Genomic DNA, 22,363 nt, shown 5'->3' with positions numbered 1-22,363 from the left:
CCTCGCCAATCGCCGTCACGGGCCGTCGGACAGGGTTTGCAGGAGGTCCGCCGACGCTTTCCCATGTGATACATTTCGTCGTTAACACGCAAAACTACCATACGCCCAGCCGCCGCAGCATGTCCGAGCGAAACGAATCCGCCGACCCGCAAACCCCACCGCAGGTCCGGCATGTGAGCGGAAGCGACCACATCGTGCTGCGTCGGACGTTGCGCGTGCTCGCCGCGCTCGCGCTCGTCCTCTATTTCATCGCGGGCGGACTGTTTCTGGGTTTGCGCTACGTGGTGCTGCCGCGCGCCGACATGTTCCGGCCGCGCATCGAAGCCGCGGTCTCCGACAAGCTGCGCACCCAATTCACGATCGGCCGGCTCGCGCCGCACTGGAGCGGCTTCCAGCCAGGGCTCGATGTCACGAATCTCGTCATCCGCGATCACGACGGCCAACCCGCGCTGACGATTCCGCACGCCACCGCGTCGGTGTCCTGGCGCTCGCTGTGGGAGTTTCATCTGGCGCTGTCGAGCCTGATCGTCGATCAGCCGGACGTGCTGGTGTCGCGCAGCGAAGACGGCGTGCTGTCGGTCGCGGGCGTGCCGGTGCCGACGCGCCACAGCGGCAACGACGCGCTGTCCACCTGGTTGTTGCGTCAGCAGGCGATCGTCGTGCGCGGCGGCGTGCTGCGCTGGCGCGACGCGACGCGCAACGAACCCGAACTGGCGCTGCGCGACATCCGCATCGCGATCCTCAATGACGGCCGCGACCACCGCATGGCGCTGCAGGCGCCACCCGACGGCCAGGTGCTGAAAGGCCCGCTCGACTTCCGCACGCACTTCCGCCACGCGCCGCTCTCGGCGCTCGGCAAGCCGATCAACTGGAGCGGGCAGGTGTACATGTCGACGGGCCCGGTCGATCTGCCGACGCTCGCGCGCTACATCCAGTTCCCGATCGAGACGTTCGCCGGCCGCATCGACAATGCAATCTGGATCGACTTCAGCGAAGGCCGCATGACCCAGGCGACCGGCCAGTTGAGCGGTTACGACGTCGCGATGCGCGTGCGCCCGACCCAGCCAAGGCTGCTCGTACCGATCACCCACTTTCTGTGGCGCGTCGAGGCAAACGAAGGCGAGTACCGGCTGCAGCTGTCGGACCTGCGTGCCGAGCTCGGCCAGCCGCCGCTCGAAGACGGCACGCCGCTCGCGCGCATCCTGCGCTTCCGGACCCTCGACAGCCGCTACCGGATGGCCTCGCAGCAGCATGGGCAGCTTTTGAGCGTCAGCGGCGATCGCGTCGATCTCGGCATCCTCGCCGAATTCAGCCGCGCGCTGCCGCTGCCGCGGCACTTTCTCAATGAACTCGTGCGCATCAATCCGCGCGGGCGCGTCGCGAACTACGTGATCGAGCTCGAGCGCGGCAAGCCGGAATCCGGAGAAGTGGGCAGCGACCGTCGGCCGACGGGTGCTGAACCGATCGAGCGTTATCGCTTCAAGGGCGATTTGCAGGGCATCAGCTTTGCCGCCCAGGAGCCGGGGCCGGGCCTGACGCCGCGCGGCCACCCGCGCGCCGGCGTTCCCGGCATCGAAAACCTGTGGGGCAACGTCGACGCCGATGAAAAAGGCGGCCACGCGAACTTCGATACGACCAACGTGGCGATCACGCTGCCGGGCGTGTTCGACGATCCGCGTCTCACGCTTGCGCGTCTGCACGGCCGCGCCGACTGGACGATGGGCACGAAGGCACCGGGCGACACGCGTCCCGCGTTCGCGCTCAAGCTCAACGATTTCAGCGTATCGAACCCTGACGTCGAGGCGAGCGCGACTGCGAGCTACAGCAATCCCGGCCACGGCCGCGGCTCGCTCGACCTGAAAGCCGACTTCCGGCGCGCGCAGGTGACGCACATCGCCCGCTATCTGCCGACCGCGGTCAGCGAAAAGCTGCGCATTTACCTCGGCCACGGCTTGCAGGCTGGCGTGTCGCATGGCGGCACGATCGAAGTGCACGGCGACCTGACCAAGTTCCCCTACGCGCGCGACCCCGACGCCGGCATCTTCCACATCGTCGCGCCGTTCACCGGCGGCAAGTTCGATCCGACGCCGTTCCCGCCGCGCAACATGCGCAACGGCACGCCAAACGTTTGGCCGCCGCTCGACGGCATCGACGGCGTGTTCGAGCTCAAGCAGAACGTGCTGCGCTTCGACATCGACCGCGGCCGTTACAAGCGCGTCGCGCTGACCGGCGTGAACGGCCGCATCGACGACCTCGGCACCAAAGGTTCGAACCTCACCATAGAGGGCAACGGCCGCGGCCCGCTCGCCGATATGCTCGACTACGTGAACGGCAGCTCGCTCGGCATCATGGCGCGGCACCAGACCGAAAAGATTCGCGCGGAAGGGCCCGCGTCGCTCGCGCTGAAGCTGACGATCCCGCGTACGCCGAAGCCGCATATCGGCGTGGAAGGTGCGCTCGGCTTCCAGAACAATCGCCTGAGCGTGAGCAATGCGCCGTCGCTGTCGCAGCTGAACGGCCGGGTGCGCTTCACCGAACGCACGGCCGAGGTCGAGCGGCTCTCCGGCCAGTTCCTCGGCGGTGACGTGCATGCGAACGGCGGCTTGCGGCAAGACGGCACGTACGCGCTCGCGCTCAACGGCCACATCGCCGTCGATGCCGCGCGCGAACTGCATCTGCATGGCCCGGCCGCACAGGTGCTCACGCATATGAGCGGCAGCGCGCCTTATGCATTGCGCGTCACCGGCGCGAAGGGCCGCCTGCCGGAGGTCAGCGCCAACTCTGATCTGAGCGGCCTCGGGCTCGATTTTCCAGCGCCGTTCAAAAAGACTGCCGGCACGCCGATGCCGCTGCACTTCTCGGTCAATCCGTCAACGGGGCCGGGCGAAGTCGGCCTCGAACGCGCCGACCTGACGTTGGGGCCGGTCGCCGCCGCGTATCTGCTGCGCTATCGGCCGAACGCGCAGCCGCGTACGTCACCGACCGTCGTGCGCGGCGCGATCGGCGTGAACCGGCCGGTCGACCTGCCGTCCGAGGGCGTGGTCGCCGCGGCGGACATCAAGGAGCTCGATGCCGACGCCTGGCGCGCGCTCGCCGCGCAGCTGCGCGCGGGCGTGAGCGCGGGCGGGGCGAATGGCGTGAACGGCGCTGCGAACGGCGGCAATACCGCCAGCAGCGCGGCCACACCCGCGGCCGCGCCTACGGCCGTGCCGAATCCCATGCTCACGCAGTTCCTGCCGAACCGCTTCGCGCTGCACATCGACATGCTTACGCTGCTCAAGCGTCACTGGGACAACGTGATCGTCGGCGCGTCGCACGCGGACCGCACGTGGCAGGCGAACATCGCGTCGAATCAGGTGTCAGGCCACGTGTCGTGGCTGCCGGGAGCGACCCGCGAATCGCCGGGCGAACTGCAGGCGCGCTTCGCGCGCGTCGTGATTCCGTCGGTCGCGGACAAGGACCTGCTCGGTCCGGCGATGTCGGCGCCCGCGCTGAACATGCCGTCGATCGATCTGGTCGTCGACGAGCTGATCGTGCACGATCGCAACGTCGGCCGGCTCGAGGTCGACGCGCACAACTTCGAAGAAAACGGCGTGCCGGTCTGGCAGCTCGACAAGCTCGACGTGACGAACCCCACCGCGACGCTGACCGCGACCGCGAACTGGCGTACCTCGACCGAACTGCCCATCTCGGCCGACGAAGCCATGCCGCGCCGCACCGTATTCGATTTCAAGCTCGACATCAAGGATGCCGGCGCGATGCTCGAGCGCTTCGGTCTGCCGAGGACGCTCCGGGGCGGCACCGGCTCGATTCAGGGCAAGGCCGTGTGGCAGGGCGGCCCGACCACGATCGACTATTCGACGCTGAACGGCAACCTCGCGCTGGATCTACACCACGGTCAGATCCTGAAGGTCGATCCGGGCGTCGCGACGCTGCTCGGCGTGCTGAGCCTGCAAAGCCTCGCGCGCATCGCCACACTCAATTTCCGCGATGTGATCGGCGAGGGCCTGCCGTTCTCGAGCGTGACGGGTACCGCGCAGATTCATGACGGCATCGCCCGCACCGACAACTTCAGGATGGTGACCGCGCCGGCCCGCGCCGAGATGGTGGGCTCGGTCGACATCGCGCAGAAGAGCCAGGACCTGCACCTGCACGTAGTGCCGACCGTCAGCGCCGGCTCCGCGGTGATCGCCGCGACGGTCATCAATCCGCTGATCGGCCTCGGCGCGCTGATCGCCGATATCGCGTTCACGCATGGGGTGTCGCACGTATTCGCGCGCGACTACGCGATCACCGGCTCGTGGTCGAAACCGCACGTCGAGCGGGTGACGGGCGAACGGGGTAAGATTGACGCTCCGGCTTCGACCGTGCAAGCGCACTGAGCTCCGGTTTCCCTGGCGCCGCCATCTCGAACCACGCGGCCGCTCGTGCCGCTCTATCGACTCAATGCGCCAACGGGGCCGAGCCAGCCCAGAACCATGCATGCGGCGCCCGCGCTTCACCCCGCCGCCCGCCGGGAGTCTTTCGACACGCTCATGAGCGAAACACACGTCACTTCATCCGCATCCGCCGCAACGTCCAGCGGCCTTGTAGCCAGCCCCTTCCGGGTCGCCGCGCTGCAGATGGTCAGCTCGCCGGATCGCGATCGCAATCTCGCCGACGCAGAGCGCCTGATCGCCGAAGCCGCCGCCGACGGCGCGCAACTCGTGCTGCTCCCCGAGTATTTCTGTTTCATGGGCTTCAAGGACACCGACAAGCTCGCCGTGCGCGAGCCACATCAGGACGGCCCGATCCAACGCTTTCTCGCCGACGCCGCGCGCCGCCGCCAGATCTGGGTGATCGGCGGCACCCTGCCGCTGAACGCACCGGAGCCGTCGCGCGTACTGAACACGACGCTGGTGTTCGACCCGAACGGCAACGAGGCCGCGCGCTACGACAAGATCCACCTGTTCAACTTCGAAAAGGGCGAAGAATCGTTCGACGAAGCGCGCACGATTCGTCCCGGCACCTCGGTGCAAAGCTTCGAGGCGCCATTCGGCCGGGTCGGCCTGTCGGTCTGCTACGATCTGCGCTTTCCCGAGCTGTACCGGCGCATGGGCGACTGCGCGCTGATCGTGGTGCCGTCGGCGTTTACCTACACGACCGGCCGCGCGCATTGGGAGCTGCTGCTGCGCACTCGCGCGATCGAAAACCAGTGCTATGTGCTCGCCGCGGCGCAAGGCGGCAAACATGAAAACGGCCGCCGCACCTGGGGCCACAGCATGCTGATCGACCCGTGGGGCGAGATCGTCGCGGTGCGCGACGAGGGCGCCGGCGTGGTCGCGGGCAACCTCGAACGCGCGCGCATCGACGAAGTGCGGCAGAGCCTGCCGGCATGGCGTCATCGCGTGCTGACCTGAAACCGACATTGAAACTGCGGCGCCTGCCACGCATATAGCGACGCAGGCGCTCCCCGACCCCTTCGTATCGAGCAGAACATACTTCGCATGAACATCATCGAACCCGGTATCCGTAATCTCGCCGCCGCCAAGGACATCCTCCTCACGCCCTATGGTCTCGACGAATCGCTGCTCACGCGCACGCTCGCCGAAATCTTCACGCACCGCGTCGACTACGCGGATCTGTACTTCCAGACCACCCGCAGCGAAGCGTGGAGTCTCGAGGAAGGCATCGTGAAGTCGGGCAGCTTCAGCATCGATCAGGGTGTCGGCGTGCGCGCCGTGTCGGGCGAGCGCACCGCGTTCGCCTACTCGGACGACCTGTCGCCCGAAGCGATCCGCCAGGCGGCCATCGCCACGCGCGCGATCGCCAAGGCAGGCGGCGGCAAGCAGAAGATCCAGGTGGCGTCGTCGCTGACCGGCATCGCCGGGCGCGATCTGTACCTGCCGTCCGACCCGCTGCATTCGCTCGACGCCACCGCCAAGGTCAAGCTGCTCGAGCGCATCGAGCAGATGGCGCGCGGCCGCGACCCGCGCATCCAGCAGGTGATGGCGGGCCTCGCCGGCGAATACGACGTGGTGCTGGTCGCGCGCAGCGACGGCGGCTTCGCGGCCGACATCCGGCCGCTCGTGCGTGTCTCGGTGACGGTGATCGCCGAGCAGAACGGCCGCCGCGAAATCGGCAGCGGCGGCGGCGGCGGGCGTTTCGACTACGGCTATTTCACCGATGAAGTGTTGTCGCGCTATGTCGACGATGCGGTGCACGCCGCTCTCGTCAATCTCGACGCGCGTCCGGCGCCGGCCGGCGCGATGACCGTCGTGCTCGGGCCGGGCTGGCCCGGCGTGCTGCTGCACGAGGCGATCGGCCACGGGCTCGAGGGCGACTTCAACCGCAAAGGGTCGTCGGCATTCGCGGGACGCATCGGCGAGCAGGTCGCCGCGAAGGGCGTCACCGTGGTCGACGACGGCACGCTGCCGAATCGTCGCGGCTCGCTCAATATCGACGACGAAGGTAATCCGACCCAGTGCACGACGCTGATCGAGGACGGCATCCTGAAGGGCTACATCCAGGACACGCTGAACGCGCGTCTGATGAAGATGCCGGTCACCGGCAACGCACGGCGCGAATCGTACGCGGCGCTGCCGATGCCGCGCATGACCAACACGTACATGCTGAACGGCGACAAGGACCCGCAAGAAATCCTCGCGTCCGTGAAGAACGGCCTGTATGCGGTGAACTTCGGCGGCGGTCAGGTCGACATCACGAACGGCAAATTCGTATTCTCGGCCTCCGAGGCGTACATGATCGAGAACGGCAAGATCACGTATCCGGTCAAGGGCGCGACGCTGATCGGCAGCGGACCGGAATCGCTGAAGTACGTCACGATGATCGGCAACGACATGAAGCTCGATTCGGGCGTGGGCGTGTGCGGCAAGGAAGGCCAGAGCGTGCCGGTGGGCGTCGGTCAACCGACGCTGCGCATCGAGCGGATGACGGTCGGCGGCACGGCCTGATTTCGTCACGGATGCACGCTTCGCGCACGCAAGGCGCGAAGCGTGCGGGTTTTCCGCATTTTTCGACGCCCCAACTTGTCAGCCGAGCCTGTCTCGGGTTATAAACTCACTCACCCTTTTTGACCAGCGACGCATTCACTTCGCCATGTCCGCCAAGTTTTATTTTTACTTTTTTTGGTATCTCAGACCGCTGGCGGATCGAGAGGGGTGTTAGTGCACGCAGGACACCGAGAATTCCCGAAAAACCGCCAGCTAGCCTGGCGGTTTTTTTTCGTCTCACGCTTTTCGATACCTGACTGACATTTTGTCGTTGACCATTTTTTGATCGTCGTCCGCTCTGGCCTCGCTGTTTGATCACTGACTGATCGCCCCCGTTGCCCGCGCGAACACGCTACGAACCGATTCAGGAGAACAACATGCCCCCGCACAATACCGATGATGTCCGCATTCGCGAATTGAAGGAACTCACGCCGCCCGCTCACCTGATCCGCGAATTTGCCTGCGACGAGACGGTTTCCAACGTGATCTACGACTCGCGCACCGCGATGCATCGCATTCTGCACGGCATGGACGATCGTCTGATCGTCGTGATCGGCCCGTGCTCGATTCACGATCCGAAGGCCGCGATCGAATACGCGGGGCGTCTGATCGAGCAGCGCAAGCGCTTTGCCGGCGAACTCGAAGTCGTGATGCGCGTGTACTTCGAAAAGCCGCGTACGACGGTGGGCTGGAAGGGTCTCATCAACGACCCGCATATGGACAACAGCTTCAAGATCAACGAAGGTCTGCGCACCGCGCGCGAGCTGCTTCTGCGCATCAACGAACTAGGCCTGCCGGCCGGCACCGAGTACCTCGACATGATCAGCCCGCAGTACATCGCGGATCTGATCTCCTGGGGTGCCATCGGCGCGCGCACGACCGAATCGCAGGTGCACCGGGAGCTGGCTTCGGGACTGTCGTGCCCGGTCGGCTTCAAGAACGGCACGGACGGCAACGTGAAGATCGCCGTCGACGCGATCAAGGCCGCCTCGCAGCCGCACCATTTCCTGTCGGTCACGAAGGGCGGCCACTCGGCGATCGTATCGACCGCGGGCAACGAGGACTGCCACGTGATTCTGCGCGGCGGCAAAACGCCGAACTACGACGCCGACAACGTCAACGCGGCCTGCGCGGACATCGGCAAGGCGGGTCTCGCCGCGCGTCTGATGATCGATGCGAGCCACGCGAACAGTTCGAAGAAGCACGAAAACCAGATTCCGGTGTGCGCGGACATCGGCCGTCAGATCGCCGCGGGTGACGAGCGGATCGTCGGCGTGATGGTGGAGTCGCACCTCGTCGCGGGTCGCCAGGATCTGCAGGAAGGCTGCGAGCTCACGTACGGCCAGAGCATTACCGATGCGTGTATCGGCTGGGATGAAAGCGTCGCGGTGCTCGAAGGCCTTGCCGAAGCGGTCAGGCAGCGCCGCGTCGCGCGCGGCAGCGGAAACTGAACACCTGCCCCGCCGCCACTGCGGGGGCTTGTCGGCAGTCCGTAGAAGAAACCCGGTTCAATATCGAACCGGGTTTTTTTATTGGCCATTCGGACGAATGGTACTCAGCCTGCTGCCTCGATATCGTCATAGCTCGTTGCCTGGTCCCTTACACGCTTGACCAGGCCGGAGAATGCGTATAAGATTTTATACATGAGGTGGCGATGGAGCAGGAAAAAGAAATTCGCTGGTTAGGCTCCAGCTACCGTGATTTGCTCGCTTTTCCCAACGAAGCGCGTCGTCTCGCAGGGTTTCAGCTTCACAAGATTCAGTCAGGACTCGACCCTGACGACTGGAAACCGTTCGAGTCTATCGGCGCGGGAACGCGCGAAATTCGTATCAGAGACGAGGACGGCATTTTTCGCGTGATGTACGTCACGAAATACGCCGAAGCGCTGTACGTGCTGCATTGCTTTCAGAAGAAAACGCAGAGGCTCGGACCGCACGACAGAAGAATTGCCGAAACGCGCTACCGCGCCATCACCCATTACAGGACCACCCAGCCATGACGATCGACACCAACATTCGTCACGTAACGCGAGCCGGCGCGAACGTGTTCCTCGAACTCGGTTTTTCCGCCGATGAAGCGAAGCGCCTTCACGCGGCGTCGCAAAAGCAGATCAACGACACGCGGCTGCTCAAGGAACAGCTGATGACCGAGCTGTCCACGTGGATCGAACAGCATCATCTGAAGCAGGCCGAGGCGGCCGAAATCCTGATGGTGTCGCGCCCGCGCGTGTCCGACGTCGTCAACAAGAAAACCACCAAGTTCACGATCGACACGCTCGTGGAAATGCTGAGCCGCATCGGCAAGCCGGTCACGCTCGCCGTCGGTTGAGCCTCGGCTCGTGCGACGCACCGTGCGTGTCCATGCGCACATGTGCGTCGCCATTCACGGCGCGCCGCGATCGTGCTGCCACAGCACGTCGGTGCCGCCGTCCGCGCGATTGAGCACGCGCGCCAGCACGAACAGCAGATCGGACAGCCGGTTCACGTACTGACGTGGCGCCGCGTTCAGCGCCTCGTGTTCGCCAAGCGCGACGATCGTCCGCTCCGCGCGGCGGCAAACGGTACGGCACACATGCGCGAGCGCGGCCGCGCGCGAACCGCCCGGCAGAATGAATTCCTTCAGCGGCGGCAGCGTGGCGTTGTAGTCGGCGAGCCAGCCGTCGAGCTGCGCGAGATGCTGTTCGGAAATCATCGTGTGACCGGGAATGCACAGTTCGCCGCCCAGATCGAACAGGTCGTGCTGGATTGCGACCAGCGCCGCGCGTACGTTCTCGGGCAGGTTCTCGCACAACAGCACGCCGAGATTCGAATTGAGTTCGTCGACGTCGCCAATCGCGGCGATACGCGCGCTGTCCTTGCGCACGCGGCGGCCGTCGCCGAGACCGGTGGTGCCGTCGTCGCCGGTGCGAGTGGCGATCTTGCTGAGGCGATTGCCCATGACGTCTCCCATGTATTAGTGACGATGCTGCCAGCTGGTTTGTCCATATTGCACGCATCGCGAAATCGCCGCCATTATATGAGCGGAAGCCGACCCAGCGCTGCCTGGCGGGCGAACGGCGTAAAATGAAACACTTGCTGCAAACAGACCGTTATCTAAAGAAACTTTCATGGGACCGGAGTAAGCGCTGTAGCGCTAACTCCGGTCGACACAGGAGACATGCGTGAACCATCCCGTGCCGCCGGCGCCGCTACGCCGGCCGTTTCCCGCCGAATTGCTGAACCGGCTCAAAGCCGCTTTCGGCGATCGGGTTTCCGTTGCCGAAGCCGTGCGTGCGCACCACGGCCGCGACGAATCACCGTTCGATCCGCAACTGCCTGACGCCGTCGTGTTCGCGCGTACAAGCGAAGACGTGCAAACCGCCGTCAAGCTGTGCGGCCAGTACGACGTGCCGATCATTCCGTACGGCAATGGCTCGTCGCTCGAAGGACATCTGCTTGCCGTGCAAGGCGGCGTGTCGATCGATCTGTCGGAAATGAACCGGGTGTTGTCGATCAACGCCGAAGACCTGACCGTCACCGTCGAGCCCGGCATCTCGCGCAAGCAACTGAACGAAGCGCTGCGCGACACCGGCCTGTTCTTCCCGATCGACCCCGGCGCGGACGCGAGCATCGGCGGGATGTCGGCAACCCGCGCGTCGGGTACCAACGCCGTGCGCTACGGCACGATGCGCGAGAACGTGCTCGGCCTGACGGTCGTGCTCGCCGATGGCCGCGTGATCAAGACCGGCTCGCGCGCGCGCAAATCGTCGGCGGGGTACGACCTCACGCGCCTGTTCGTCGGCTCGGAAGGCACGCTCGGCGTGATTACCGAAATCACGCTGCGCCTCTATCCGCAGCCGGAGGCGGTGTCGGCCGCGGTGTGCACGTTCCCGTCGATGGGCGATGCGGTGCGCGCGGTCATCGAGACGATCCAGATCGGCGTGCCGATCGCGCGTGTCGAGTTCGTCGATTCACTTGCGATCCGCTCGATCAATCGCCATTCGAATCTGACACTGCGCGAAGCGCCCACATTGTTCTTCGAATTTCACGGCACCGAGGCCGGCGTCAAGGAACAGGCCGGACTCGTGCAGGAAATCGCCGCACAGAATGCCGGTGAAGGCTTCGAATGGGCGACGCGCCCCGAAGACCGCAGCCGTCTGTGGAACGCGCGTCACAACGCCTATTTCGCGATGCTGCAACTGAAGCCCGGCTCGCGCGCGGTCACCACCGACGTCTGCGTGCCGATCTCGCGTCTCGCGGAGTGTGTGGTCGAAACGGAGCAGGATCTGTTGGCGTCGCCGCTGCCCTGCCCGATCGTCGGCCATGTCGGCGACGGAAACTTCCACGTCGCGATCCTGATCGATCCGGACAAGCCCGAAGAGCTCGAGGAAGCCGAGCGCCTGAACCATCGCATCGTGCAGCGCGCGCTGCGGATGGACGGCACCTGCACCGGCGAGCATGGCATCGGCCTGCACAAGATGGGCTTTCTGCTCGAGGAGCACGGCGACGTCGCGGTCGACACGATGCGCTCCATCAAGCGCGCGCTAGACCCTCGCAATCTGATGAACCCGGGCAAGATTTTCGCCTGGGCGGCGGCCTGATCGACACTGCGCATGCCGGCCGCGGCAAACCGCTGACACGCCCGGCGGCGACCGCGCCAAGCTGAACACGCAAGTGATGCGAAGCAGGCAGCACGAAACAGGCAGCACGAAACAGCCGGCTCGAACCAGCAAGCCGGACCGGCGCAAGCCACGAGGAGACAACTCACATGAATGCACCCGCTGAACTGTCGGCCGAAGTCCTCGCGCAGCGTCAGCGCGAAGTCGTGCAGGCGCTGATGGCCGTGTTGCCGACCCACTGTCTGCTGTATCGCGAAGAAGACACCGTCGCGTACGAATGCGACGGACTCGCCGCGTACCGGCGTCTGCCGCTTGCGGTCGTGTTGCCGGAAACCGAATCGCAGGTGCAGCGCATCGTGCAGATCTGCCATCGCCTCGAGGTGCCCATCGTGCCGCGCGGCGCGGGCACCGGGCTGTCCGGCGGCGCGATGCCGATTCGGCACGGCGTGGTGGTATCGCTCGCGCGCTTTCGCAAGATCGTCGAAGTCGACTCGTACGCGCGCATCGCGACCGTGCAGCCGGGCGTGCGCAATCTGGCGATCTCCGAAGCCGCGGCGCCGTATGGTCTTTACTATGCGCCGGATCCGTCGTCGCAGATTGCCTGCACGATCGGCGGCAACGTGTCGGAGAATTCGGGCGGCGTGCATTGCCTGAAGTACGGCCTCACCGTGCACAACGTGCTGCGCGTGCGCGCGGTCACGATGGAAGGCGAGATCGTCGAATTCGGCTCGCTCGCGCCCGACGCGCCGGGGCTCGATCTGCTCGCGGTGCTGATCGGCAGCGAGGGCATGTTCGCGATCGTCACCGAGGTCACCGTCAAGCTGATCCCGAAGCCGCAAACGGCGCAGGTCATCATGGCCAGCTTCGACGACGTCGTCAAAGGCGGCGACGCCGTTGCGGGCATCATCGCGGCGGGCATCATTCCGGCCGGCCTCGAGATGATGGACAAGCCCGCCACGCGCGCGGTCGAGGAGTTCGTCAACGCCGGCTACGACCTCGACGCGGCGGCGATCCTGCTGTGCGAATCGGACGGCACGCCCGAGGAAGTCGCGGCCGAGATCGTGCGCATGACCGCGGTGCTGCGCGAGCACGGCGCGACCCGTATCCAGATTTCACGCACGGAAGCCGAGCGCCTGCGCTTCTGGTCCGGGCGCAAGAACGCGTTTCCGGCCGCCGGCCGCATTTCGCCGGACTACTACTGCATGGACGGTACCGTGCCGCGCCGCAGTATCGGGCCGCTGCTCGCGCGCATCGAGGAGATGGAGAAGACCTACCAGTTGCGCTGCATCAACGTATTCCATGCCGGCGACGGCAACATGCACCCGCTGATCCTGTTCAACGGCAACGACCAGGACGAGTGGCATCGCGCCGAGTTGTTCGGTTGCGACATCCTCGAAGCTTGCGTCGAGCTGGGCGGCACGGTGACGGGCGAGCATGGCGTCGGCATCGAGAAGATCAATTCGATGTGCGTGCAGTTCTCGCCCGAAGAGCGCGACACGTTCCACGCGGTCAAGCGAGCATTCGACGCGCCCGGCCTGTTGAACCCCGACAAGGGCATCCCGACGCGGGCGCGCTGTGCCGAATACGGCAAGATGCACGTGCGCGGCGGCCTGCTGCCTCATCCCGAGCTGCCGCGCTTCTAGCGGCTGGCGTTTGCAGCGCGCATCCACCGTTCGCCGCGCCCGCGCTGATGCTGGCGCGGCCTGCGCGGCGCTTTGCGCCCTCTCCTCCAGACCGATGCCGCGCCCCGTCATGCGGGTGCGCTCCGGCTTGCCAGCGAGCCGCCGCCCGGTACAATCAAACGAAACACAACGAGCAGGACACCATGGAAGAGGACGACATCGTCGCCGTATGGTCCGAACGCGTGCGTTCGGCCAGCGCCGAGGGACGCGCGCTGCGCATCCGCGGCGGCGGCACCAAAGACTGGTATGGCCAGACGCTGGAAGGTGAGATCCTCGACACGCGCGCTTATCGCGGCATCATCGCGTACGATCCGGCCGAGCTCGTGATCACCGCGCGCGCGGGAACACCGCTGCTGGAAATCGAAGCCGCGCTCGCCGAGCACAATCAGATGCTGCCGTTCGAGCCGCCGCACTTCGGGCCGCAGGCCACCTTCGGCGGCTGCATCGCCGCTGGCATTTCGGGGCCGCGCAGGCCGGCCGTCGGCGCCGCGCGCGACTTCGTGCTCGGCGCCGTCGTGATGAACGGCCAGGGGCAGGTGCTGCACTTCGGCGGCCAGGTCGTCAAGAACGTCGCGGGTTACGACGTGTCGCGGCTGCTCGCGGGCTCGCTCGGCACGCTCGGGCTGATCCTCGAGCTGTCGGTCAAAGTGCTGCCGCGGCCGCAGGTCGAAGCCACGCTGAAGTTCGACATGAACGGCACCGACGCGGTACGCAAGCTCAACGAATGGGGCGGCCGGCCCCTGCCGATCACCGCGAGCGCATGGCGCAACGGCACGCTCGCGGTGCGCCTGGGCGGCGCGGAAGCCGCGGTCAAGGCAGCGCGCACCGGGCTCGGCGGCGAAGTCGTCGATGCGGTCGAAGCTGAACGCTTCTGGGCCGGCCTGCGCGAACAGACCGATTCGTTTTTCGCGGGCATTCCACCGAAGGCCGCGCTGTGGCGTCTCGCGCTACCGTCGATCACCGAGCCGCTGCAGCTGCCCGGCGCGCAACTGATGGAATGGGGCGGCGGCCAGCGCTGGTGGATCACCGACACCGACGCGCAAACCGTGCGCATCAGCGCGAAACAGGCCGGCGGCCACGCGACCATCTTCCGCAGCGGCCACGGCTACGACCGCGGCGCCGGCGTATTCACACCGCTGCCCGCGCCGCTGATGAAAATCCATCGCGGCCTCAAACATGCATTCGACCCGGCCCGCATCTTCAACCGCGGCCGTCTCTACTCCGACTTCTGAGCGACGCGATGCAAACCAACCTCGCGGACTTCATTCGTAATACGCCCGATGGCAACGAAGCGGACGCCATCCTGCGCAAATGCGTGCATTGCGGTTTTTGCACCGCCACCTGCCCAACCTACCAACTGCTTGGCGACGAGCTCGACGGCCCGCGCGGGCGCATCTATCTGATCAAGCAGATGGTCGAAGGCGCGCCGGTCACGCGCAGCACGCAGGTTCACCTCGACCGCTGCCTGACCTGCCGCAATTGCGAATCGACCTGCCCGTCGGGCGTGCAATATGGGCGGCTCGTCGAAATCGGCCGCAAGCTCACCGAAGAGAAAGTCACGCGTCCGCTCAATCAGCGGCTGATGCGGCGCCTGCTCGCGAGCGTGCTGCCGAACAGCGCGATCTTCACGCCGGCGATGCGGCTGGGTCAGCACGTGCGCGGCCTGCTGCCGAAGAAGCTGCGCGACAAGGTGCCCGCGCGCCAGCACCCGCTCGAATGGCCGAGCGCAAAACACGAACGCAAGGTGCTGATGCTGGCGGGCTGCGTGCAACCGTCGATGATGCCGAACGTCAACATCGCGACCGCGCGCGTGTTCGATGCGCTCGGCATCGAAACGCTGATCGCGCCCGACGCCGGCTGCTGCGGCGCGATCCGCCTGCACCTCGGCTACCACGACGAAGCGCTCGACGACCTGCGCGCGAACATCGACGCATGGTGGCCCTACGTCGAACAGGGCGTTGAAGCGATCGTGATGAACGCGTCGGGCTGCGGCGCGACGGTCAAGGAATACGCGCACCTGCTGCGCCTCGATCCGAACTATGCCGAGAAGGCGCGCCGCATCGTCGAATTGACGCGCGACGTCTCCGAGATCCTGCCCGAGTTCGAAGAACGGCTCGTCGCCATCACGCGCCGCCGCTCGGTACACACGGTCGCGTTTCATCCACCCTGCACGCTGCAGCATGGCCAGCAGATCCGCGGCAAGGTCGAGCAACTGCTCGGCGCGCTCGGCGTCGAAGTGCGCCTGCCCGCCGACAGCCATCTGTGCTGCGGCTCGGCCGGCACCTACTCGCTGCTGCAGCCGCGCATGTCGTACGCGCTGCGCGACCAGAAGCTCGAGCGTTTGCAGGCGCAGGAGCCGCAGGTGATCGTGTCGGCGAACGTCGGTTGCATCGCGCATCTGCAAAGCGGCACGTCGACGCCGGTCGCGCACTGGATCGAGCTGGTCGAGCACATGCTGTCCGTATAATCGGGGCATCGTCTTCGCTGAACACCGGTTCGTTCCATGTCCGATCTGCTTCACAATCTCGCCGACGTGCACGAGCGCATCGCCGGGGCCGCGCAAGCGGCCCACCGCGACGCGCAGTCCGTGACGCTGCTCGCGGTCTCCAAAACGTTTCCCGCCGATGCCGTGCGCGCCGCTCATGCGGCCGGTCAGCGCGCATTCGGCGAGAACTACGTGCAGGAAGCGCTCGACAAGATCCAGGCACTTGCCGATCTGCGCGCGTCGCTCGAATGGCATTTCATCGGGCCGCTGCAATCGAACAAGACGCGGCCCGTCGCCGAGCATTTCGACTGGGTACATTCGGTCGATCGGCTGAAGATCGCGCAGCGGCTGTCGGAGCAGCGCCCGGACAACCTGCCGCCGCTCAACGTGTGCCTGCAGGTCAACGTCAGCGGTGAGGCGTCGAAGAGTGGCGTCGCCATCGCCGAGGCGGCCGCTATCGCGCAGCAGATCGCCGCGCTGCCGAAGCTGAAGCTGCGCGGACTGATGTCGATTCCCGAACCGGGCGGCGATCTCGCAGAACAACGCGCGCCGCATCGCCAATTGCGCGAGCTGTTCGAGCGCTTGCGTAACGACGGGCTCGCGCTCGATACGCTGTCGATGGGCATGTCGGCCGATCTCGAAGCAGCCGTGCTCGAAGGCGCGACGATCGTGCGCGTCGGCACCGCGATCTTCGGCGCACGCGATTACTCGCGCTGAGCATTTCCACGGGCCTTGCGCGAACCTGGCTGCGCGAAGCCCTCACCGCATCTCATCTGAACCTACCCGGACCATCATGAAAATTGCGTTTATCGGCGGCGGCAACATGGCCGCGGCGTTGATCGGCGGCCTCATCAAGCGGGGCGTCGCGCCCGCGGACCTGTACGCGGTCGATCCGAACGAAGACGCGCGCCAGCGCAACGAGCAGCAATTCGGCATCCGCACCGGCGCGGCCGCCGACGTCACGCTCGCCGACTACGACGCGGTCGTGCTCGCGGTGAAACCGCAGATCCTGAAGAGCGTCGCCGGGACGCTGGCGCCGCATCTGCGCGCGTCGCAACTCGTCGTCAGCATCGTCGCGGGCATTCGCATCGGCGACATGTCGCGCTGGCTCGCTGGCCACAACCGCGTCGTGCGCGTGATGCCGAATACGCCGGCGCTGATCGGCAGGGGCGTCACGGGTCTCGTCGCCAGCGGCAGCGTCGACGAAGCGGGCCGCGCGCTCGCGTCACAGGTGCTCGGCGCGGTCGGCGAAACCGTCTGGTTCGACGACGAAGCGAAGATCGACGCGGTCACCGCGATCTCGGGCAGCGGGCCGGCCTACGTGTTCTATTTCATCGAAGCGCTGCAGGAAGCCGCGCGCCAGCTCGGTATGGACGAAGCGCAGGGCCGCGCGCTGGCGGTCGCGACCTTCACGGGCGCCGCGCAACTCGCGGCCAATTCCGACGAGCCGCCGAGCGTGCTGCGCGAGCGCGTGACATCCAAAGGCGGCACGACCGCGGCAGCACTCGCCTCGTTCGAAGCGAGCGGCATCAAGGACGCGATCGTGCGCGGCGCACTGGCCGCCGACGCGCGGGCGCGCGAAATGGGCGACGAGTTCGGCAAGCAGTAACGCGAACCGGCGTCGAAAAGAAACAGCGGAAACAGACACGCCGTAGCGCGACTGTCCTTCTTCTCATCAGGGCAGGCGCCTACGGCGTGCAGAAACGCAGCGGTCTGAAGTCAGAAAAGCGCTGACGCGAGTTAAAACGAAGCCACCACGTAATGCGCGGCGATCCCCGCGAACAACGCGCCGCCGAGCCAGTTGTTGTGACGGAACGCGGCAAAGCACGGCATGCGCTCGCGATGGCGGATCAGCGTGTAGTGATAGATCGCGCAACCCACCGCGACCGCCCAGCCGATCCAGTACAGCGGACCAAACCCGAGCGTCACGCCGATGCCGACGTAAATCCCGAGCGTCACCGCATAGCACAGCATGACCGCGGCCACGTCGAAACGGCCGAACGTCAGCGCCGACGTCCGGATGCCGATCTTGATGTCGTCGTCGCGATCGACCATCGCGTATTCGGTGTCGTACGCAACGGCCCAGAAGATATTCGCGACCAGCATCGCCCACGCGAGCAGCGGCACGTGATCCTGCACCGCGGCGAACGCCATCGGAATACCGAAGCCGAACGCGATGCCCAGATACGCCTGCGGAATCGCGAAGAAGCGCTTCACGAACGGATACGTGCCGGCGACGAACAGCGCGACCACCGACAACTCCTTGGTCAATGCATTGAGCGGCTGAATCAGTAGAAACGCGACTAGCGACAGCACGGTTGCCAACACGACCGCTTCCCACGCATTGATCTTGCCGGACGTGATCGGCCGGTTCTCGGTGCGCTTCACGTGACGGTCGAAATCGCGGTCCGCGTAGTCGTTGATCGCGCAGCCGGCCGAGCGCATCAGCACCGTGCCGAGCGTGAAGATCACCAGCAATTGCCACGACGGATGACCGCCGGACGCGATCCACAGTGCGTTGAGCGTCGGCCACAGCAGCAGCAGGCTGCCGATCGGCTTGTCCATGCGCACGAGGCGCAGATACAGGGGAAGTCGGGCGAACATGGGACGAATTCGGTGAAGTGCGAACACGGTGCGCCTATTTTACGGGAAGCGCACGGCGGCCCAGGATTCGCGCGGCCGCGTATCGAAGTGCCACGCGCTCGAATCTGTGCGTCATGCGGCAGCGGCGCAAAAAACAAAGCCTCCCGTGCAGGGAGGCTTGTGCGTTTTTAGCACGGCGCGCGCGATGCCGGCGCCGGCATCGGACTCGACTCGACCGGCTCAGCTGCGCCAAATCAGGCGAGCAGCGAGCGCAGCATCCATGCGGTCTTTTCGTGTGTCTGCATGCGTTGCGTGAGCAGGTCGGCGGTCGGCTCGTCGTTGGCGGCTTCCGTCGACGGGAAAATCGCGCGCGCGGTGCGCACCACGGCTTCCTGACCTTCGACCAGCTGACGGATCATGTCTTCCGCGGCCGGCACGCCGTCCGCTTCGGGGATCGACGACAGCTTCGCGAAATCCTTGTAGCTGCCCGGCGCATGCACGCCCAATGCACGGATGCGTTCGGCGATCGAGTCGACCGCGAGCGCGAGTTCGTTGTACTGCGTTTCGAACATCAGGTGCAGCGTATTGAACATCGGACCCGTGACGTTCCAGTGGAAGTTGTGGGTCTTCAGGTACAGCGTGTAGGTGTCGGCGAGCAGACGCGACAGCCCTTCGGCGATCTTCTTGCGATCCTTGTCGCTGATCCCGATGTTGACGTGCTGTACTGCTGCGGCGGCTTCTTTCTTGGCCATGATGACTCCTTTGAAGAGTGATACGAACCGGTCGGCAGATGACGGTCAGCGAAAACACGAATAAAACGTTCGACAGTGTAGCGTGAATGCCGCAAGGTTTGCGCAACGCGTGCCCGAGAGCCTTGCTGCGCAGCCATTCTGGCGGTACGGCGCTCAGCCGCCCAGCGCGTGTTGCAACGCCTGCGCGGCGATTACCGCAAAGCCGCTCGCGACGATCGCAAAGCCCAGCGCCTTGCGAAACATCAGCGCCTGCCATTGCGCCTGCATGCTCGGCGCGGCGGCCCGACCGCCAATGCTCGCCATCATCATCCGAATCATGATCGTACTCCGGGTTCGTCTCGTGACGGACCGCAGCAATGCGCCGCGCCGTCGATGACTTTGCCAATGCTTTGCCACTGCTTTACCATCCGCCGCGTATATGACGCCTAGCGGTTCCCGCCTTCCCGCAACGCGGCGAGCGCCGCGATCACACCTTCCGCGTAAGCCGGATCGGCGCGGCGGAAATGCTCGATCTGACGCGCGACGATCTCCTGCGGCACGCCGTCGATATGTCGCGCGATATTGCCGAACAGACGCTCACGTTGCGCGTCGTCGAACAGCGCGAACAACATGCGCGGCTGCGTGTAGTAGTCGTCGTCCTCGCGATGCTCGTAACGGGCGACCGCGCCCGCCGCGAGCTGCGGCTCGGACGCGTTCGCGTCCTGCACGAAGTCGCCGAACCGATTCGGCTCGTAATTCACGTTGCCGCCGCGATTGCCGTCGGTGCGCAGCGCGCCATCGCGATGAAACGAATGCGGGTTCGGCACGCGCGGCGCATTCACCGGAATCTGGTGATGATTGATGCCGAGCCGGTAACGCTGCGTATCGCCGTACGAGAACAGCCGCCCCTGCAACAGACGGTCCGGTGAAAATCCGATGCCCGGCACCACGTTCGCCGGCGTGAACGCCGCCTGCTCGACGTCCGCGAAATAGTTCTCCGCGTTGCGATTCAGTTCGAGCGTGCCGACGTCGATCAACGGATAGTCCTTCTGCGACCACACCTTCGTGATGTCGAACGGATTGAAGCGGTAGTTCGCCGCATCCGCTTCCGGCATCACCTGAATTGCGAAGCGCCACTTCGGAAAGTTGCCCGCGTCGATGCTGTTCACCAGATCGCGCTGCGCGCTTTCGCGGTCATTGGCGACTACCTGCGCGGCATCGGCGTCGGTGAAGTTCTCGATGCCTTGCAGCGACTTGAAATGGAACTTGACCCAAAAACGCTCGTTGCTCGCGTTGATGAACGAGTACGTGTGCGAGCCGAAGCCGTGCATCTGCCGGTAGTTCTTCGGAATGCCGCGATCGCTCATCAGAATCGTCACCTGATGCAGCGACTCCGGATGACTCGACCAGAAATCCCACGCGGCGACGTTGCTGCGCAGATTCGTGTACGGATCACGCTTCTGCGTATGAATGAAGTCCGGAAACTTGAGCGGATCGCGAATGAAGAACACTGGCGTGTTGTTGCCGACCACGTCCCAGTTGCCTTCCTCGGTGTAGAACTTGATCGAGAAGCCGCGCACGTCGCGCTCGGCGTCGGCCGCGCCACGCTCGCCGGCCACCGTCGAAAAGCGCATGAAAAGCGGCGTTTCCTGGCCGACCTGCGCAAATACCTTCGCCTTCGTGTAGCGCGAAATGTCGTGCGTCACCGTCAGCGTGCCAAACGCGCCCGAACCCTTCGCGTGAACGCGCCTCTCGGGAATCACTTCGCGATCGAAGTGCGCGAGCTTTTCGAGCAGCCAGACGTCCTGCAGCACCACGGGGCCACGCGGGCCGGCGGTCATCGAGTTCTGGTTATCGGCGACGGGCGCGCCGGCGGCATTGGTGAGCTTACGTTCGGACATGGGCACTCCTGCGTGGTTTCTATCGAATCGGGGGAAAAGCATGCGGCATCCGTGCGCGACGGACGCCGTCACGGGTAGGCACGTCAGGCGGCCAGCACCCGATCGGCCAGCAACGACACGGCGACCGTACGGATACTCGGCGCGGCGGCCGTCGTGGCCGGTTGCGCGGGAAAAGCGTGGATGGGCTGTGAAGGCGCTTGCATGGTGTTTTCCTCCTGGCTTGTCTCGCGCCCCGACTCGGAGTCCGGGCGCTGAGCCTTATCGAATAAAGGGATCGGGCGATCCGTGGAGGAAACTATAGCAACATCTATCGAATAGTCGTATTTGATTAATTTAATCTATTCGATAGGGCTTGCGCCCTTTTTGCGGCAGGCCGCACCGGTGTCCGGCGCGGCTGCGGATGATGGCGAGTCAGTTGACGGCGGCGGGCAGATCGAGCTTTTTGACGCCCGGCAGGTCGCACGCGGCGATTGCGTCGCAGATCGCGTCGATCGCGGGCATGCGCGTGAAGCTCTTGCGCCATGCCAGTACGACGCGGCGATCGGGCACCGGCTCGTCGAACGCGACATAGCTGAGCAGGCCCGCGTCGATACCGCCCGCATGTGGCTTGACCTCGTGCACCGACATGCGCGGCAGCACGGTAATGCCGACGCCGCTTGCGACCATATGACGAATCGTTTCGAGCGACGAGCCCTCGAAGGTCTTCTGGATGCCGTCGGCGTTCTGCGAAAAGCGCATCAGCTCGGGACACACGCCGAGCACGTGATCGCGGAAGCAGTGCCCGCTGCCGAGCAGCAGCATGGTTTCCTGCTTCAGGTCGTCGGGGTCGATCTTCGGGCGGCTTTCCCATGCGTGGCCGGACGGCAGCGCGACGACGAACGGCTCGTCGTACAGCGGACGCAGCATCAGCCCGGTTTCGGGAAACGGCAGCGCCATGATCGCCACGTCGATTTCGCCCTGCTTGAGCAGCTCGATCAGCTTCAGCGTGTAGTTTTCCTGCAGCATCAGCGGCATTTGCGGTACGCGCCGGATCATCTGCTTGACGAGCGTCGGCAGCAGGTACGGCCCGATCGTATAGATCACGCCGAGGCGCAGCGGACCCAGCAGCGGGTCCTTGCCCTGCTTGGCGATTTCCTTGATCGCGAGGGTCTGCTCGAGCACGCGTTGCGCCTGCGTAACGATCTGTTCGCCGATCGGCGTCACGCTGACCTCGCTGGTTCCGCGCTCGAAAATCTGCACGTTCAGCTCGTCTTCGAGCTTCTTGATGGCGACGGACAGCGTGGGCTGGCTGACGAAACACGCTTCGGCGGCACGGCCGAAGTGCCGCTCGCGGGCCACCGCCACGATGTATTTCAATTCGGTGAGCGTCATTCGGGGATCAATCAGTCTGAT

General features: G+C 65.3%; 19 protein-coding genes. 12 read left to right on the top strand and 7 right to left on the bottom strand.

The genetic code is table 11. The features are described from left to right. Positions 1 to 119: 119 nt before the first annotated feature. The 3 genes from OKW26_RS36510 (at position 120) to tldD (ending at position 6,953) form a co-directional block, all read left to right on the top strand. Complete coding sequence (locus OKW26_RS36510; protein WP_429356618.1) at positions 120 to 4,382, top strand: YhdP family protein; 4,263 nt, start codon at positions 120 to 122, stop codon at positions 4,380 to 4,382. 153 nt (positions 4,383 to 4,535) lie between these two features. Further along, positions 4,536 to 5,399, top strand: a complete 864-nt coding sequence (locus OKW26_RS36505) for a carbon-nitrogen hydrolase family protein (protein WP_429356617.1) — start codon at positions 4,536 to 4,538, stop codon at positions 5,397 to 5,399. A gap of 87 nt (positions 5,400 to 5,486) precedes the next feature. After that, the gene (tldD, locus tag OKW26_RS36500) at positions 5,487 to 6,953 is read left to right on the top strand and encodes a metalloprotease TldD (RefSeq protein ID WP_090803105.1); all 1,467 of its coding nucleotides are present in this window, start codon (positions 5,487 to 5,489) and stop codon (positions 6,951 to 6,953) included. A gap of 106 nt (positions 6,954 to 7,059) precedes the next feature. Here tldD and OKW26_RS36495 read toward each other — a convergent pair whose 3' ends face one another. After that, on the bottom strand, positions 7,060 to 7,311 hold the full coding sequence (locus OKW26_RS36495) for a hypothetical protein (protein ID WP_221311849.1): 252 nt from the start codon (positions 7,309 to 7,311) through the stop codon (positions 7,060 to 7,062). 58 nt (positions 7,312 to 7,369) lie between these two features. Here OKW26_RS36495 and aroG point away from each other — a divergent pair, with 58 nt between their 5' ends. The 3 genes from aroG to OKW26_RS36480 all read left to right on the top strand — a co-directional run bounded on the left by aroG (position 7,370) and on the right by OKW26_RS36480 (position 9,320). Further along, positions 7,370 to 8,443 (top strand): 3-deoxy-7-phosphoheptulonate synthase AroG, encoded by a 1,074-nt coding sequence (aroG, locus tag OKW26_RS36490; protein WP_090805593.1) that lies wholly within the window; start codon positions 7,370 to 7,372, stop codon positions 8,441 to 8,443. Between the two features lie 203 nt (positions 8,444 to 8,646). Further along, a complete protein-coding gene (locus tag OKW26_RS36485; protein ID WP_184055553.1) occupies positions 8,647 to 8,991 on the top strand; it encodes a type II toxin-antitoxin system RelE/ParE family toxin in 345 nt (114 codons plus the stop codon). Further along, positions 8,988 to 9,320: a helix-turn-helix domain-containing protein gene (locus tag OKW26_RS36480; RefSeq protein WP_090803102.1), complete on the top strand. Its 333-nt coding sequence runs from the start codon at positions 8,988 to 8,990 to the stop codon at positions 9,318 to 9,320. The genes OKW26_RS36485 and OKW26_RS36480 overlap by 4 nt, the downstream gene beginning before the upstream one ends. Before the next feature lie 54 nt (positions 9,321 to 9,374). Here OKW26_RS36480 and OKW26_RS36475 read toward each other — a convergent pair whose 3' ends face one another. Continuing rightward, a complete protein-coding gene (locus OKW26_RS36475) occupies positions 9,375 to 9,929 on the bottom strand; it encodes a cob(I)yrinic acid a,c-diamide adenosyltransferase (RefSeq protein WP_429356616.1) in 555 nt (184 codons plus the stop codon). Between the two features lie 223 nt (positions 9,930 to 10,152). Here OKW26_RS36475 and OKW26_RS36470 point away from each other — a divergent pair, with 223 nt between their 5' ends. The 6 genes from OKW26_RS36470 (at position 10,153) to proC (ending at position 17,365) form a co-directional block, all read left to right on the top strand. Continuing rightward, a complete protein-coding gene (locus tag OKW26_RS36470; RefSeq protein WP_429356615.1) occupies positions 10,153 to 11,571 on the top strand; it encodes an FAD-linked oxidase C-terminal domain-containing protein in 1,419 nt (472 codons plus the stop codon). Positions 11,572 to 11,738: 167 nt separating this feature from the next. Next, positions 11,739 to 13,232: an FAD-linked oxidase C-terminal domain-containing protein gene (locus OKW26_RS36465; RefSeq protein ID WP_090803097.1), complete on the top strand. Its 1,494-nt coding sequence runs from the start codon at positions 11,739 to 11,741 to the stop codon at positions 13,230 to 13,232. 182 nt (positions 13,233 to 13,414) lie between these two features. Then, on the top strand, positions 13,415 to 14,503 hold the full coding sequence (glcE, locus tag OKW26_RS36460) for a glycolate oxidase subunit GlcE (RefSeq protein WP_090803095.1): 1,089 nt from the start codon (positions 13,415 to 13,417) through the stop codon (positions 14,501 to 14,503). Between the two features lie 8 nt (positions 14,504 to 14,511). Continuing rightward, positions 14,512 to 15,738 (top strand): glycolate oxidase subunit GlcF, encoded by a 1,227-nt coding sequence (gene glcF / locus OKW26_RS36455; RefSeq protein ID WP_429356614.1) that lies wholly within the window; start codon positions 14,512 to 14,514, stop codon positions 15,736 to 15,738. Positions 15,739 to 15,774: 36 nt separating this feature from the next. Next, on the top strand, positions 15,775 to 16,473 hold the full coding sequence (locus OKW26_RS36450; RefSeq protein WP_429356613.1) for a YggS family pyridoxal phosphate-dependent enzyme: 699 nt from the start codon (positions 15,775 to 15,777) through the stop codon (positions 16,471 to 16,473). Positions 16,474 to 16,549: 76 nt separating this feature from the next. Beyond that, positions 16,550 to 17,365 carry a pyrroline-5-carboxylate reductase gene (gene proC / locus OKW26_RS36445; RefSeq protein ID WP_184062308.1) on the top strand — a complete coding sequence of 272 codons (816 nt, stop codon included), beginning with the start codon at positions 16,550 to 16,552 and terminating at the stop codon, positions 17,363 to 17,365. Between the two features lie 131 nt (positions 17,366 to 17,496). Here the strand turns inward: proC and ubiA are convergent, their stop codons facing one another. The 5 genes from ubiA to OKW26_RS36420 all read right to left on the bottom strand — a co-directional run bounded on the left by ubiA (position 17,497) and on the right by OKW26_RS36420 (position 22,342). Continuing rightward, positions 17,497 to 18,360 carry a 4-hydroxybenzoate octaprenyltransferase gene (gene ubiA / locus OKW26_RS36440; RefSeq protein ID WP_184062310.1) on the bottom strand — a complete coding sequence of 288 codons (864 nt, stop codon included), beginning with the start codon at positions 18,358 to 18,360 and terminating at the stop codon, positions 17,497 to 17,499. 233 nt (positions 18,361 to 18,593) lie between these two features. Continuing rightward, on the bottom strand, positions 18,594 to 19,091 hold the full coding sequence (locus tag OKW26_RS36435; protein ID WP_184034504.1) for a Dps family protein: 498 nt from the start codon (positions 19,089 to 19,091) through the stop codon (positions 18,594 to 18,596). 153 nt (positions 19,092 to 19,244) lie between these two features. Continuing rightward, positions 19,245 to 19,409 carry a hypothetical protein gene (locus OKW26_RS36430; protein WP_184034506.1) on the bottom strand — a complete coding sequence of 55 codons (165 nt, stop codon included), beginning with the start codon at positions 19,407 to 19,409 and terminating at the stop codon, positions 19,245 to 19,247. A 107-nt stretch (positions 19,410 to 19,516) separates the two neighbouring features. Then, positions 19,517 to 20,971 (bottom strand): catalase, encoded by a 1,455-nt coding sequence (locus tag OKW26_RS36425; RefSeq protein WP_429356612.1) that lies wholly within the window; start codon positions 20,969 to 20,971, stop codon positions 19,517 to 19,519. A 411-nt stretch (positions 20,972 to 21,382) separates the two neighbouring features. After that, positions 21,383 to 22,342, bottom strand: coding sequence for a LysR substrate-binding domain-containing protein (locus OKW26_RS36420; RefSeq protein WP_184055574.1), 960 nt, complete (start codon positions 22,340 to 22,342; stop codon positions 21,383 to 21,385). Positions 22,343 to 22,363: the final 21 nt, after the last annotated feature.

It is taken from the genome of Paraburkholderia sp. 32 (assembly GCF_050435345.1).
Lineage (GTDB): Bacteria > Pseudomonadota > Gammaproteobacteria > Burkholderiales > Burkholderiaceae > Paraburkholderia > Paraburkholderia tuberum.
Note: the sequence above shows the minus strand (reverse complement) of the source record. Positions and strands in the feature narration are given on the sequence as shown.